The following is a 14,345-nucleotide window of genomic DNA, read 5'->3' on the forward strand; positions in this document are numbered from 1 at the left end:
GTTTAGGACTCCTATTCTGTTGTTACTTTATGGAGTGTGAAATTAGCTTTTAGCTGTTGTATGGTTACTTGTTGCTGCTGTGGATTGAAGCTGTAAGTAACCGTTCCCTCGGGGGAGCGAAAGGTGTTATCTCCAACTGCATCCAATAACGCATAGCGATTACATCCCGAAGGCTTTAAGAACAATTTGTTCTTTTCAATCACAAATTCGACCGTAAGATCCAATTGAGCATTGCGATATGAGCCAACGTATTGTTGTAATTGCTCGTCTGTAACAGGCATTGTTTCAAATTCAGGGAGCGTATATTTCTTAGCATAAAGAATGGCTAATAGAGCATCAAATAATTGATAATGAGAAAAAGCAGCACCGCTAATGGCATAAACGACCGTTAGTTTTTCGGCTTCGTTATAGTAAAGCAAAGAAAAGGATCCGAAAGTACCACCAGTATGCCCAACGAAATTCTTTTTCTTGTAGATGTAATACATCATCCCGCGGCCATACTTTTCTTTAAAAGGGACAGGTTTCATGCTAGCTAAGCTCTGTTTGGAAAGTAGTTTGTTTGAAAATAACGCCTGATTGAATTGCGCCAAATCTCCAATAGAAGAAACAAGATCATTAACGCCGTTGGTATTCTCAAAGCTGATTTCGTCCATAACTTCCCATTGGTCAAAAAGCTGGTAGGATTGTACCTCATAAGGCAAAACATCACTGGCTGTATAGGTGTTTTTTAAGTTTATTTTTTTGATGATGTATTTTTTCACCGCTTCGTCATAGCTCATCTGTCTCTTTTGCTCCACAATTCGAGCGAGTAGGTAGTATCCTGTATTGGAGAAGAAGAAGTTTTTCTTTTTTCCACCAAAATGAGGCGTTCCTTGTTGGGTAATGTTATCTTCAATAGCCTCTTGTGTTTGGGGTGTTTTGAGCCAATAAAAGTCGTCGTCATAACACGTATAGTCGTCAAGTCCACTGGTATGACTAAGTAAATCGCTTACTTTTAGCGTAAAGAGATTGGGAATGTTAATCGAAGGGAAATAAGGAGCAATTCGATCATCAAGCTTGAGTTTACCCTCGTCGACTAATTGATAAATCAATACAGCCGTAAACATTTTAGTAATCGAACCGATGTGATACAGATGAGGGGTTTGTTGTGCTTCTCCTACCAATTCATGTCCAAAGTCCTTCTCGTAAAGCACTTTGTTGTTTTTGTATAACGCAATAGAACCAATACCTCTGTGGTTAGCGCTGATGCGCTGAATGTATTCGTCTGCTTTGGCTGCATTGAATTTTTGTGCTAGTGAAAGGCACGGAAAAAGGACAAAAACGAGAACAAGAGATAAAATACGGGTCATAATGCGATGAATTGTGATCTTTTCAAATATATAGATTTAATTGAAAAGTTGTGGGCCGGTAGAAAGAATTGATTAAGACAAAAAAAAGCAGTTCAAAACGAGTGAACTGCTTGTGGTATTATAGTATACTAGAAAGCTCTAAAAGGTATAAGCTGCACTGAGCATAAGCCAGTTTTTTTTCCATCTGTCTTTAGAATTCTCTAGTTCATTGATATTATTTAAACCCAGATCATATTTTAGGTTTAGATCCATCTGGTCTGTAAGCTTGTATCCTGCTCCTGCGAAAAGACTATAGTCCAACATCCTGATTCCCTTAGGAAAAAAAGTTAGTTCTGGTTGGTCTTCATTAAAGGGATTTTTACCTAACATAGTCATTCCTATATTCATTCCAACAAAAGTTTTTATCTTGTTTCGAAAAGTATAGTTTACACGGACCGGCTCTATTAAAGCAGTGTGTAAAACAATATTCGTATTGAGCTCTTTTGTTTTTGCACCAAGATTTGCGTATCCTAACCCAAATCGTAAAGCCCAGTTCTCGTTAAATTCTTTGATGTTGTACAATCCAATGTAAAAACCGGGCTTTTCACTTGCGTCAAGTCCTTTGATGTTAGACATAAGTGCTCCAACCTCAATACCGAAATCACAGCTGTAGCAAATATAGGAGTTAACATGACGATAGCCACCGTATTGTGCGTGGGAAGAATAAACGCATAAAAATAGAAGAAGAAGGGTAAGGTGTAATTTTAATTTCATATTGTTTTAATTGATTGATAAGCATGTTTACTTCAGTAATACCCATACGAGGTTGGGTGAAAAACCACAAGGATGCGTTCTTCCTTGTTGACATCGTACAACATTCCAACTACTGAGATTGTACTATTCTCTCGAAGATCGGTTAATATGGACCATACCTCAATATGTTGTCTTTCAGTTTTTTTGTATTGACCTCAAATGGCATTTGAACCTCAACATCAACGGCTTTGTTGTTGTAAATCGTACCTTTGTATGATTGGGCAACAGTTAAAAAAAGGAAGTGGTAGAAGAAATAGTAGTAAGGTAGGTTTCATCTTTTAACATTTCGACAAACATACTTGTTTTTGTTAATTAGTGCAAAATAAATGTTAATATTTATTTTGTAATTGGTAACTGTTTTTTGTTTAGGGTTTTAAATTTGTATTTGTGTTAATGTATTGGTTTTTTTTTGCGTTTTTTGTGTTTTTTAATGTGATTTGTTGATTTGAGTAGTTTTTGAGGTGGAGTGGGATTAACAATATAGTACAAAGGAATGTTTGAAAAATAAAATGGGGAGTAATCTCGATGGGGTGAAAAAAGAAAAAGTTTTTTTTACTTCCAATACGAGGGAACGGGAATACATCTTTTGAATAAGTAGAGATCTTTTCTTTTTTCCTACAACGCTGTATTTGAATCAAATTGCTATAAATGAAAAAGCCTTAAAAGCAATATACTTTTTAAGGCTTTTTTTTATTTTGCTTGCACTTTCTTTGAATAGGAACAATTATTTAAAGATGTATGATCCATTACCATAACGCACCTGTTAGGTAGCGCAGTGATTTTTGATTAGTATTTGTATCCTCATACGCCATAATCACAAGTATGATTCTGTTTTTCCCTTTGTCATATGTATAAGCATACATATTTGTTGTGTACATATCTTTATCCAATGGATTAAAACCTAAAGGTAAAAGAGATTGATCTATAAACGCTCTAGCGTCTTGAAGGGTTTCATACTGTATAACAGCAAAAAATGAATAAATCTCTTATTTTCTCTAATCTGCTCTGAGAAAAATCATAATTCTCTAGTTTACTTAATTCCTCAGAGGTAAGATAAACTATTTCCTTTTTTATTCGCTGAGGTTTATACAGTATAAAAGGATCTTTATCTAAATAATCTTGTGCAATAGCTACTCTGATTACTCTTCTAAACCTTTGTGTAGTTTTGAGGTAAGTATTAGGTAAAAACTTTCGTTCTGTTTTCAAGTAAAATTCTAAGTCAGTAATAAAACTAAATTTTAAATCTTTCAATAGTATATCCTTCCTCTTGAATTTAAACCACACAAAAGCCTTGACATGATTGAGTGTTTGTCTGTACTTCTTTAAGGTATTCTCAGAAATTTCAATCCCTACTAATTTTTCCATCTTACTGTTGTGGTAATGAAAAGCTTCTAGGAGTGATTTGTCTTTATTCTGTGTTTCTCCCAAATACTGCTTGTAGATAGCTTCAACATTAAAAACAACTTGTTGTAGTTGTAAAAATAAAAAAGCCTGATTCATTTTGTTCTGAATCAGGCTTAGCTGTGTATTGATAAAATTGTTCTCCTCATTAGGAGGATGTGCTTTTTGCTTGGTATTTTGCCAATGTTCTGGTTTTATAAATAATCCTGTAGAAAATTCTTTCCTAGCTTTTAAATAGGTTATCCTACATCTAATAGGACAAGTTCCTTTTTGATTGGTTCTGTTTTTCTGTAATAAGAATAGTATGTTTAGCATGATTTTTTGGTTTTAGGGTATAAAAAAAGGTATACCTGTTGGGGTATACCTTATATAAAATGAGGTAAAAAATCTATTAGCTATTGAGTGCTAAATAATATGGAGCATTTTTTTTAAAAATATTAAATTTGTTTTCAAAAGTGTTACTGAATATATTTAAATCATAAAATTTACGTTCATTTAAATTTTTTCTATGAAATTTAGTTGCAAAAGCAAAAGCTTCTTGGTGTTTTTTAATTCTTTTTGTATAAAAGTCATTTGATATTGCCCATGTTTCACAATGAAACATCATTAAATTTGTTATTTTTATCTCTAATTTCCTTTCACTACAAGAAAAAAAGTCGTTAATATAAGGTTTTACTAGAATTTCATTTTCTTTTCTATATGCCATAATGTAAATTGATTTTCCTTGATAAGGGAATAAACTTACAAACAGTTCAGTAATATTCTCTTTGTGTTTTTTATGTTGAATAAAGTAGCTGTTAAGTTCTTTTGATGTTTCATAAGGATAAAAAGATGATAGACAAATATCTTTTTGTGATATTTGTCTTATTTTAAAAACAAATGATTCTACTTCTGAATTCAAATCATTCCAGATAACAGTTTCAATTTTTTTTAAGTCATTTATTGCTAATTCTTCTTGCAAAATTTTTTCTTTTAAGTTTTCTGAACTACTTAATATACAAGAATTATTTTCCATTAAACATTCAAGCATGTTTACATTAATTAATTTTCTATAGATTTCATTATAAATAGTTCGTAATGTAAATAAGAGTAAAGTCTTATAATCAGAGAAATCAATTTCATTCTGTTCTATAGGTTCAAATAAGTTGAAGTCATGATGAGCACAAAAACATTTGAAGGAAAAGGCTACATTTATTCCAATTCTTTTAAAGAAATATTCAGAGTCTTTGTATTTATTGATTCTCCATTCTATGACATGCTGATCTTCTGCAATTACTGAAAGGATTCCATTTTTTTGTAAAATATGTGAATTTATTGATTCTTCCTCACAATCAGGATGAAAACATGTGTTTATTTTTTTTGTAGCTTGTGTTTGACAAGTATGAAAAGCTTTTGCTAATTTAATTTTTTGATCCATTAGAATATGAAAGTATAAAGTGAGATATAAACTTAATACAAATTTTAGTATTGATACACCTCACAAAAAAATGGTACACCTAAATGTGTGCCTTGAACACTAAGAAAGAGGGGAGAGGTAAATAGGTATTTAACTGAATAGTAGTTGTATAAAACAAAAAAAGCCACCAATTAGGTAGCTTTTTATCTAAAAGTGGAGAAGATGGGGCTCGAACCCACGACCTCTTGACTGCCAGTCAAGCACTCTAGCCAACTGAGCTACATCCCCGACCTTTTATTTTTATCGATTTTTGCTTTCGATCAAAAGTTGCGCTAACATACTCATTTTTTTTTGATATACGTCAGAAATTTCATTGTTTATATACAAATCCATATTACTAATGGGAATGCTATAAGGTAAAGACCAAGCTCTTAATGCTTTAGCAACATTATCTAGCGCTTGAATTCCCTGCATAGCTTGATTCCCTGCAGACCAACAAGTAAAACCAACAATCTTGTTCGTTAAATATGCAGGTGTATCCCTTGCGGTTAATTCTAACCAATCTAGTGCATTTTTCATTACACCTGTCATTCCACCGTGATACAAGGGAGTTAACCAAATCAGCACATCCGCAGAACGGAAGGCTTCGATAAAGCGGGTAACATCTTGTGGAGGGGTCTCCATATGCTTTGCTTGGAATATAGGGATCTGATAATCAGATAAGTGTACTTGTACTACCTCTAGATTAGCCTTTATGAATTCGTCAGCATAAAATTGTGCAATTCGACGTGACGTTCTAAAAGATTCTTCGTCCAAAGAACCATTAAAAATTAAAGCTTTCATAAAACTATTCGTGTTTTTTTACGGCCTAAAATTACGATAAATAATTGTGATCAACGACTTTTAAATCGCGAAAAATGCGTAACTCTACTCTTGCGTAAATTGTTTAGGGATCAAGCCAAACATTAAAAGCAGCTCGTTGTCTTGGTATAAATTGAGGGTTTGTTCAGCAACATCAAACGAATACGTCTTACCGTCAATGAATTGGAGAAACTCCTTTTCTTGCTGCTTTCTACTTGGAGATGAGCAAGCTTTCTTATTCACCTCTATATCGGTAAATTGAATCTTATTCATGGTGTTATTGATGATGATTTTACCCGTAAAATAGTTACAGCCCGTATAGCCTGAAACCGTATGTTCCTTGAAATCAAAGGTGAGGTAAGGATGATATACGCGAGTGCTGTTTCCCTCTAGCTGAATGAGTTTCCAAGCATGTCGTTCGATATAGTTGAGCAAGGGGTTTTGAGGTTGCATGGAGAAAACAAAAGTCTCTTTTTTCTCATTGACAAGTGTTAATATTCCCTGATCCGTGGTAATTCTCAGTTTTTGATCACTCAAAGCCTTGAGGAAATTGCCTTCAAAGGCATTGACATGTTTTGTGCATTCGTTCGTATTGGAGATAATCTCATCGGTTACAAGTTGGGTGTAATGTTTGCGCTCTCTGATTTGACGAATGGGCAAAGTATAGTTGTTACACCCTGCAAATCCTTTAATTTCGTATTTTAAAGTGTTGATTTGGAGTGTTGTTTGTCTTTGAATGGGAAGTGAATTTGTTGCTTGCGTGAGAATCCAAGTCGTATTCAGCACCGAATCCTGGGGGATTTGCGCTTGAATAGGGGAGAGAAATGCAAGTATAAAAAGTACAAGTAAGTAGTATTTATTCATCCTTTGAATTTTTTTTTGTTTTAGGCTCTTAAAGATAGTGAATTAACTTTTGGAATTGCGTTTCCAAAAATACTTAACAGCATCCTAACATTTTCTCTGTCCCTTTTTCGTTAGCTATTACTGCCTTTTGCGTTGAGATTTTATCTTTTAAATTATTGAGTATAAATTGTGAGAGAAGCATAATTAATTGTAATTTTACCCTCCAAACACAACTCTTTTTTATATGAATCCAAAAGTATTACTTACTTCAAAAGAGATTGATATTATTCTTCACCGTTTGGCCTGTCAGTTGGTAGAAAATCACTTGGATTTTTCTGATACCTTACTTATTGGTATTCAACCCCGTGGTAAATACCTCGCCAAGCGAATCAAAGCTATTTTAGAAAAGGAATACGGCATTACAGATATTCCCTTAGGGTATTTGGATATCACCTTTTTCCGCGATGATTTTAGAAGAAATCAAAAGCCACTTGAAGCAAATCGAACTGAAATTGATTTTCTTGTAGAAGATAAGAAAGTCGTTTTTATAGATGATGTTTTATATACAGGACGCAGTATTCGCGCTGCACTGACTGCTATTCAATCCTTTGGTCGACCAGCAGAAATTGAATTATTAGTATTAATCGATAGAAGATTTAGTCGTCACTTGCCTATTCAACCTGATTACAGAGGAAGACAAGTAGATGCCTTTGACCGCGAAGCTGTACGTGTACATTGGTCAGAAGATGGATCAAGCGATTGTATCTATTTAGAGGAATTTGATCATAATTAAAAGCAAAATCTACTTGAAGTAATGAAAGAATTAAGTGTAAATCACCTATTAGGAATAAAATATATAAACAAAGACGATATTGATTTAATTTTTGAAACGGCAGATCATTTTAAAGAAGTAATCAATAGACCTATTAAAAAAGTACCTTCATTAAGAGATATTACGATTGCCAATATCTTTTTCGAAAATAGTACAAGAACCAAATTGTCTTTTGAATTAGCTCAAAAGCGTTTGTCAGCTGATGTGATCAGTTTTTCTTCTGCTCAGTCATCGGTAAAAAAGGGAGAAACCTTAATTGATACAGTAAATAATATTTTAGCAATGAAAGTGGACATGGTCGTTATGCGTCATAGCAATCCAGGAGCCGCTTATTTTTTGTCTAAAAATGTCAAAGCTAGCATTGTTAATGCTGGAGACGGGGCACATGAACACCCGACACAAGCGCTGTTAGATAGTTACTCTATTCGCGAGCGACTAGGGGATGTTGCAGGGAAAAAGGTGGTGATTGTGGGAGATATCTTACACTCCCGTGTAGCACTTTCGAATATTTTTGCCTTGCAAATGCAAGGGGCAGAGGTACGAGTTTGTGGGCCTAAAACACTGATTCCAAAGTATATTGAGAGCTTAGGGGTAAAGGTTGAATCAAACCTAAGAAAAGCGTTAGAATGGTGTGACGTAGCCAATATGTTGCGCGTTCAAAACGAGCGTTTAGACTTCAGTTACTTTCCTAATACCAGAGAATACGCACAGCAATTTGGGTTGACCAAAGAGATCTTAGATTCTTTAGATAAAGAAATCGTGGTAATGCACCCTGGACCAATCAATAGAGGAGTAGAAATTACTTCGGATGTGGCCGATTCTCAACAGGCTGTGATCTTAGATCAAGTAGAAAATGGAGTAGCGATCCGCATGGCTGTTATATATCTTTTGGCATCCAAGATTAAATAGCTATTTTAGTAGTATTAAATGAAGTGAAAGATGAAAGTTACAGAAAAAGGACATACCAAAGTAATCCAAGTTGGAACAGAAACGATAATTGCTGTATTGCATCAAATAGAAGAGCAATATTCCCCCTTGTTTAAGGCTTTTAACCTCGTGATCGACTTATCAAATTCACAAGAAGAGGTGACAGAAGAAACACTTGAATCCATTGAAGCTTTAGCGGTGGAACACATGGAAGAAGCAAACAAATCTTTTGTCGTTGTTACCACAGCCGTTAATTTTAACGACTTTGATGGCGATCTCATCGTGGTACCTACCAAACAAGAAGCTTTCGATTTAATTGAAATGGACGAAATACAACGCGATTTAGAATTATAACGAAATAGAAAAGGCTTAGTAATTAAGCCTTTTTCTTTTGTATGCTCTAGGCTTTTTTGTAACTTACAGGCACGAATTATAAAATTTTGAGCCATTGAAACTTACTATATTAGGTTGTTATGCAGCAACACCAAGAACGATGACTAACCCAACTTCTCAAGTGTTGGAACTCAATGGTCATATGTTTTTGATTGATGCAGGTGAGGGAACCCAAATTCAATTACGCAAGAATAAACTTAAGTTTCAACGTATTAACCATGTGTTTATCTCCCATCTACACGGAGATCACTTTTTCGGTTTAATTGGATTAATTTCTACCTTTTCCCTGCTGAATAGACAAAGTGACTTACACGTCTACGGTCCTAAAGGTATTAAGGAAATTATCTTATTGCAATTGAGGTTGAGTAATTCTTATACGGGATATAACCTCTATTTCCACGAGTTAGAAAGTAAAGAAAGCCAGATTGTCTTTGAAGATGATCGGGTTGTTGTTCGCACTATTCCCTTGGATCACCGCGTGTACACGAACGGTTATTTATTTGAGTCTAAACCTGGTGACCGAAAATTGAGAATCGGTGCTATTGAAGATTTGGGCATTGACCGTTGCTATTATCAAAAAATCAAACAAGGGGGAGATATTACACTCGATGACGGTACGGTTGTGCCCAATGCATCGATTACGTATGATCCCGAACCAACGGAAAGTTATGCCTTTTGTTCTGATACTTATTATTCAGAGGCTATTGTACCTATTATAAAAGAGGTAGATGTATTGTACCACGAAAGTACGTTTCTCGAATCAGAAGTACACTATACAGAACGCACTAAGCACTGTACAGCCAAGCAAGCAGCAACAATTGCAAAATTAGCCCATGTAAAAACATTGGTCTTGGGACACTATTCGACGCGATATGATGATATAACCCTCTTTAAAAAGGAAGCCACAGAAGTTTTTGATGGAAGGATACTAAATGCCGATGATGGTGTTATCTTTGATTTCTCTAAATAACCTATACAATGAACGATTTAAGTAATTATCGAAAATCATACGAAAAACAAGTATTGATCGAAAGCGACGTTGATGCGAATCCAATGATGCAGTTTCGTCAATGGTTTTGCGAGGTGGAAGATTTCGGTGGCGTGGAAGAAGTAAATGCCATGACTGTATCTTCTATTGGATTGGATGGATTTCCAAAATCCAGAGTGGTGCTACTAAAATCCTACGATGAGCATGGATTTGTATTCTTCACCAATTACAATTCGGAAAAAGGAAAAGCAATTATTGCGAACCCTCAGCTGTGTTTGTCTTTTTTTTGGCCTTCAATGGAACGTCAAGTTATCATTAAAGGAATAGCACATAAAGTTAGCGAGCAGCAATCGGACAATTATTTTGATAGTCGCCCTTTAGGTAGTCGCCTTGGAGCAATTGTATCCAATCAGAGTGAAGTTGTTGCGTCTTACGATTGTTTGGTTCAAGCCTTGAAAGAGTTAGAACAAACCGCTACGGAAGATAATACACACCGTCCAAAGCATTGGGGGGGATTCTGTGTAGAACCCGTGAGTATTGAATTTTGGCAAGGGAGACCCAATCGCTTACACGACCGCATTCGCTATGTGTTAACAGAAGATAAACTCGATTGGAAAATAGAACGTTTAGCTCCTTAAATAATGAAGAAACAAGTGAAAATACAAAAAAATATAGGCTCTCTTGTCGTTGTGGGTTTTATGATCTGGGCGTTAATGGAGCAGGCTTCCAATCAACCTCGACTTTGGGTACAGGTTATAGGGGTCGCTTTATTCTTTCTAGCGATGGCACGCCTCATGCAAAAAACACCAAGTAATACACCAAGAAAAGCCTTAGTTGTGCGCTCTGATGCCCCGGTGGAAAAGCAAGAAGCACATGAAGACTATTCGATAACAGAAGAAAGTAAAAAACAGTAATTGGAAGTAAGATGTTAAGTAAAGGAGATTACGTACAAGTATTAGACGAAAACGAAGAAGGAGTGATTACTCAAATTCAGGGAGATCAAGTGACTATTGAAACCAAAGATGGATTTGTATTGAACTACAAACCTAGTGAGTTGCTGAAGATCGGAAAAGACCAAGAAGTAGATTTTAAATCGGCTAGTTCTAAAGGATCTGTTCAAGAAGCTTTGCAAAGTAAAATAGAACCGCCTAAACGCTCTTTTGTCAAAGAAAAAAAGTCGCGTAAAGACGAGTTTATTTTAGAAGTTGATTTACATATTGAAAAATTGACTAAGGACTATAAACGCATGGAAAAACACGATATGTTAACCTTGCAGTTAGATGCCGCAAGAGGGCAATTGGAGTTTGCCATTCGCAACCGAATTCCGCGTATTGTTTTTATACACGGGGTAGGAGAAGGTGTACTAAAAGCGGAATTAGAGTTTTTGTTTAGCCGATATTCAGAGGTAGTAGCAGAAGATGCCAATTATCAAAAATACGGCGTTGGTGCAATGCAAATTTACATCAAACAAAATCCGAATCGATAGTCAAAAAAACAACGACTAAGGTTGTTTTTCTAGTAATAAAAAATCCCCAGTAAGGGGATTTTTAGTTTATTTATTCTTCTGTTGTATTTTCTATGGTTAACGTACCGAATGGCAAAATGTTTTTGTGGAAGGTCAAATTGTTATTTTGAGTTTTGGCAAAAGTTAAATTTCTCAAGATAATCTCGTGAACTAACTTTGCTTTCTCCTCACCTGCGGGATTGGTCCATCTTGTGTTGATCACAATATCACCACTTACCGCCGTCCAATTTTCAACCAAACGGTTGTTGTTAGAAGGTGTGTTACCTGGAATATCACCCTCGTTTTCACAAACTTCCGTCAAATTAATTCCAGCACGTGCATATTGTCTGTACGCTAAAGGTCTGTTTGTTGTTAGGGGAATGATTTTTTCTCCTTCATCTGTTGGGAGCTCTTCTGTCGTTAAAGGAAGGAGCATCGCCTCTTTATCAGACAGTGTTATCCATTTTTCTTGACATGGATTGATGGTTTTAGCCGTATTATCACTATTTAAGAATTTAAACCCAAGGGAGCTATAGCGGTAGTTATTCGTTCCAAAAGGCATGCGATCATACTTCATATCTGTATCCCCATCTTTAAAATTGACATTTAAAATGGTGAAGTTATATTGGTAGGTCAATCGCACCTCATGATTGTCTATTAATTCCGTATTGTTCGTGTTGTTAATCGATACCATACGCTGCGTGCGCAACGTTGCTCCTGGTGAAGCAGCAATTTCTTCTACTACAGATGGGTGACTAGGAGCGGGGAATTTACAAATGGATAAAGACTCCACTTTGTCATTGTACTTTCTATAGGCTAAACTCGTTGTCGTTCCATCGATTTCAACATCTACGATTTGAACATTTTCATCTCGCATAATATTATCCATGTCAGCAACTAAAATAAAAGCGTCCGTATCTTTTAATTTATAGAAAACCTTAGCTCCATCTCCAATGTCCGAACAGCGATTTACTGTTGTTACAGAAGAAAAATCAATGTTGTTGTAGGTAAGTTTCCCATCGTCGCAAGAACTTAACCCGAACAAGAAAATAGCAGCTGCTAGTGTATAAACCTTTTTCATAAAGTAAATATATCATTATCGAGAGTACAAAAATACTTTTTTTATCTTAAGTAGGGACATTTAAGAACAGATATAGGTTATTTAATTATCTTTGGATACGTTAAAGATAACTTAATGTACAAGCCGTTCGCTATGAATTCATTGACAACTAAAACCAATTATCCTGCCTTATATACCTTAGTAACTGTATTCTTTTTTTGGGGATTCTTTGCTGCGGGGAATAGTATTTTCATTCCATTTTGTAAAGCGTTTTTCAATTTGGATCAGTTTCAGTCTCAATTAATTGATTTTTCTTTCTATACCGCCTATTATTTTGGTGCACTATTGCTTTTTTTGCTTAGTGCTTGGAAAAAGAAAGATGTAGTGAGTAATTGGGGATATAAACGTTCCATTGTCTATGGATTGGTGTTTTCAACTGCTGGGGCAATTGCTATGATTTGGGCTGTGCAAATTAGCGTTTACGCGGCCTTGTTAGTAGGGCTTTTTATCGTTGCTTTGGGTTTTTCACTCCAACAAATCGCAGCCAACCCCTTTGCTATTTCCCTAGGGGATCCTAAAACGGGAACCAGTAGAGTGAGTTTAGGCGGGGGAATCAATTCGTTGGGTACGACAATTGGTCCTTTGTTGATGGCTTATGCTTTGTATGGAAGTGCTAAAACATTGACTGATGATCAGATCCAACACCTAAGCTTGGATTCAATGACGATTTTATATGGCGCTGTTGGGGGACTATTCCTCTTAGCGGCCTTGTTGTTCTTCTTTTCAAAAAAAATACCAGATAGCAGAAGTCGTGCTGAAATAAAACCCGCTAAGAAAGCCATGCTTTTATTAGTGAGTATGACGGTGCTTTTAGTAGCCGTTTTTATTCCTGTTTTTAATACGTATAAAAGTGAAGCTTATCTTCAAGTAACAAACCTCCAAAAACAACAACAAGAGCTACAGGTTGAAGCAGAACAAGAAAAAACAGTGGAAGGAGATGTATATAAAATACAAGCAGAAATAAAACAACTATTAACGCCTATAGAAAATAAACGCATCTATCTTTTAGGTGGCGCTTTGGTTATAATTGTAGGAAGTATTTGCTTAGCCTATTTGTCGAGTCAACGAAACAAAGAAGGATGGGGAGCCATGCAGTACCCTCAATTGCTGTTGGGGATGCTAGCTATCTTTGCTTATGTAGGTGTTGAGGTTGGTATTGGAAGTAACTTGGGGGAACTCTTAAAATTAGAGGAATTCGGTTCGCTTCAGGCGGTTGAAATTGCTCCTTATGTTTCGATGTATTGGGGAAGCTTAATGATCGGACGTTGGGCAGGGGCTGTTAGTGTGTTTCAATTGAGTAAACGCAAGGAATTAATAGCCTTAATTGCTGTGCCTCTCTTGGCGTATATTGTTATTCTTTCGGCTAACTACTTCGCAGGGAATGAAATCGAACACTTGTATTACTACAGCTTATGTGTGGCGATTCAGATTGTTTTCTCTTTTTGGAGTAAGAATAAATCTGCTCGTACCATGATCTTGTTTAGTTTGTTTGGACTCTTAGCGATGATCGTCGGACTTTTCTCTAGTGGAATGTTAGCAATCTACGCCTTTTTAGCAGGGGGATTGGCGTGTAGTGTGCTGTGGCCTGCAATTTTCAATATCGCAATTATGGGCTTAGGAAAATATACAGCTCAAGGTTCTTCTTTCTTGATTATGATGATACTTGGTGGAGGAATATTGCCTCCAATACAAGGAAAAATAGCTGATATTATTGGTATTCACGAATCTTATGTTGTCAATGCCATTTGTTTTGGTTACTTGCTGTTCTTTGGTTTTATAGCCAAAAAGGTATTAGCTAAACAAGGGATCGCTATTGATGATATGGATTAAAAAAAGTAAATAAAAAAGTAAGTTTTTTTATCAGGAAAAATAGCTGATATTATTGGTATTCACGAATCTTATGTTGTCAATGCCATTTGTTTTGGTTACTTGCTGTTCT

Annotated in this window: 16 protein-coding genes and 1 tRNA gene; 8 read left to right on the plus strand and 9 right to left on the minus strand. The window is 35.6% G+C overall.

The genetic code is table 11. The features are described from left to right. Nucleotides 1-11 precede the first annotated feature (11 nt). The 8 genes from ACPDG9_RS06245 to ACPDG9_RS06280 form a co-directional block, all read right to left on the minus strand. Complete coding sequence (locus ACPDG9_RS06245; protein ID WP_430526901.1) at nucleotides 12-1,349, minus strand: serine hydrolase domain-containing protein; 1,338 nt, start codon at nucleotides 1,347-1,349, stop codon at nucleotides 12-14. 138 nt (nucleotides 1,350-1,487) lie between these two features. Continuing rightward, a complete protein-coding gene (locus tag ACPDG9_RS06250) occupies nucleotides 1,488-2,102 on the minus strand; it encodes an outer membrane beta-barrel protein (protein WP_430526902.1) in 615 nt (204 codons plus the stop codon). A 785-nt stretch (nucleotides 2,103-2,887) separates the two neighbouring features. Then, nucleotides 2,888-3,019, minus strand: coding sequence for a hypothetical protein (locus tag ACPDG9_RS06255; protein ID WP_430526903.1), 132 nt, complete (start codon nucleotides 3,017-3,019; stop codon nucleotides 2,888-2,890). Between the two features lie 73 nt (nucleotides 3,020-3,092). Next, nucleotides 3,093-3,857, minus strand: coding sequence for a site-specific integrase (locus tag ACPDG9_RS06260; protein ID WP_430526904.1), 765 nt, complete (start codon nucleotides 3,855-3,857; stop codon nucleotides 3,093-3,095). Nucleotides 3,858-3,933: 76 nt separating this feature from the next. Then, nucleotides 3,934-4,959 carry a hypothetical protein gene (locus ACPDG9_RS06265; RefSeq protein WP_430526905.1) on the minus strand — a complete coding sequence of 342 codons (1,026 nt, stop codon included), beginning with the start codon at nucleotides 4,957-4,959 and terminating at the stop codon, nucleotides 3,934-3,936. Nucleotides 4,960-5,152: 193 nt separating this feature from the next. After that, a tRNA-Ala gene (locus ACPDG9_RS06270) sits at nucleotides 5,153-5,226 on the minus strand. A gap of 12 nt (nucleotides 5,227-5,238) precedes the next feature. After that, the gene (locus ACPDG9_RS06275; RefSeq protein ID WP_430526906.1) at nucleotides 5,239-5,781 is read right to left on the minus strand and encodes an NADPH-dependent FMN reductase; all 543 of its coding nucleotides are present in this window, start codon (nucleotides 5,779-5,781) and stop codon (nucleotides 5,239-5,241) included. 84 nt (nucleotides 5,782-5,865) lie between these two features. Further along, on the minus strand, nucleotides 5,866-6,663 hold the full coding sequence (locus ACPDG9_RS06280) for an META domain-containing protein (protein WP_430526907.1): 798 nt from the start codon (nucleotides 6,661-6,663) through the stop codon (nucleotides 5,866-5,868). 223 nt (nucleotides 6,664-6,886) lie between these two features. Here ACPDG9_RS06280 and pyrR point away from each other — a divergent pair, with 223 nt between their 5' ends. The 7 genes from pyrR (at nucleotide 6,887) to ACPDG9_RS06315 (ending at nucleotide 11,268) form a co-directional block, all read left to right on the plus strand. Then, nucleotides 6,887-7,435 carry a bifunctional pyr operon transcriptional regulator/uracil phosphoribosyltransferase PyrR gene (gene pyrR, locus ACPDG9_RS06285; protein ID WP_430526908.1) on the plus strand — a complete coding sequence of 183 codons (549 nt, stop codon included), beginning with the start codon at nucleotides 6,887-6,889 and terminating at the stop codon, nucleotides 7,433-7,435. Nucleotides 7,436-7,456: 21 nt separating this feature from the next. Continuing rightward, a complete protein-coding gene (locus ACPDG9_RS06290) occupies nucleotides 7,457-8,383 on the plus strand; it encodes an aspartate carbamoyltransferase catalytic subunit (RefSeq protein WP_430526909.1) in 927 nt (308 codons plus the stop codon). A gap of 30 nt (nucleotides 8,384-8,413) precedes the next feature. Further along, nucleotides 8,414-8,755, plus strand: coding sequence for a ribonuclease Z (locus tag ACPDG9_RS06295; RefSeq protein ID WP_430526910.1), 342 nt, complete (start codon nucleotides 8,414-8,416; stop codon nucleotides 8,753-8,755). Between the two features lie 94 nt (nucleotides 8,756-8,849). Then, on the plus strand, nucleotides 8,850-9,764 hold the full coding sequence (locus tag ACPDG9_RS06300; protein WP_430526911.1) for a ribonuclease Z: 915 nt from the start codon (nucleotides 8,850-8,852) through the stop codon (nucleotides 9,762-9,764). Nucleotides 9,765-9,772: 8 nt separating this feature from the next. Continuing rightward, nucleotides 9,773-10,420 (plus strand): pyridoxamine 5'-phosphate oxidase, encoded by a 648-nt coding sequence (gene pdxH, locus ACPDG9_RS06305; protein ID WP_430526912.1) that lies wholly within the window; start codon nucleotides 9,773-9,775, stop codon nucleotides 10,418-10,420. A 3-nt stretch (nucleotides 10,421-10,423) separates the two neighbouring features. Then, a complete protein-coding gene (locus ACPDG9_RS06310; protein WP_430526913.1) occupies nucleotides 10,424-10,696 on the plus strand; it encodes a hypothetical protein in 273 nt (90 codons plus the stop codon). Between the two features lie 11 nt (nucleotides 10,697-10,707). Beyond that, nucleotides 10,708-11,268 carry a DNA mismatch repair protein MutS gene (locus ACPDG9_RS06315; RefSeq protein WP_430526914.1) on the plus strand — a complete coding sequence of 187 codons (561 nt, stop codon included), beginning with the start codon at nucleotides 10,708-10,710 and terminating at the stop codon, nucleotides 11,266-11,268. A 70-nt stretch (nucleotides 11,269-11,338) separates the two neighbouring features. Here the strand turns inward: ACPDG9_RS06315 and ACPDG9_RS06320 are convergent, their stop codons facing one another. After that, on the minus strand, nucleotides 11,339-12,367 hold the full coding sequence (locus tag ACPDG9_RS06320) for a hypothetical protein (RefSeq protein WP_430526915.1): 1,029 nt from the start codon (nucleotides 12,365-12,367) through the stop codon (nucleotides 11,339-11,341). Nucleotides 12,368-12,499: 132 nt separating this feature from the next. Here ACPDG9_RS06320 and ACPDG9_RS06325 point away from each other — a divergent pair, with 132 nt between their 5' ends. After that, complete coding sequence (locus tag ACPDG9_RS06325; RefSeq protein WP_430526916.1) at nucleotides 12,500-14,236, plus strand: MFS transporter; 1,737 nt, start codon at nucleotides 12,500-12,502, stop codon at nucleotides 14,234-14,236. Nucleotides 14,237-14,345 lie beyond the last annotated feature (109 nt).

The organism is Myroides sp. C6-3 (assembly GCF_050522425.1).
Lineage (GTDB): Bacteria > Bacteroidota > Bacteroidia > Flavobacteriales > Flavobacteriaceae > Flavobacterium.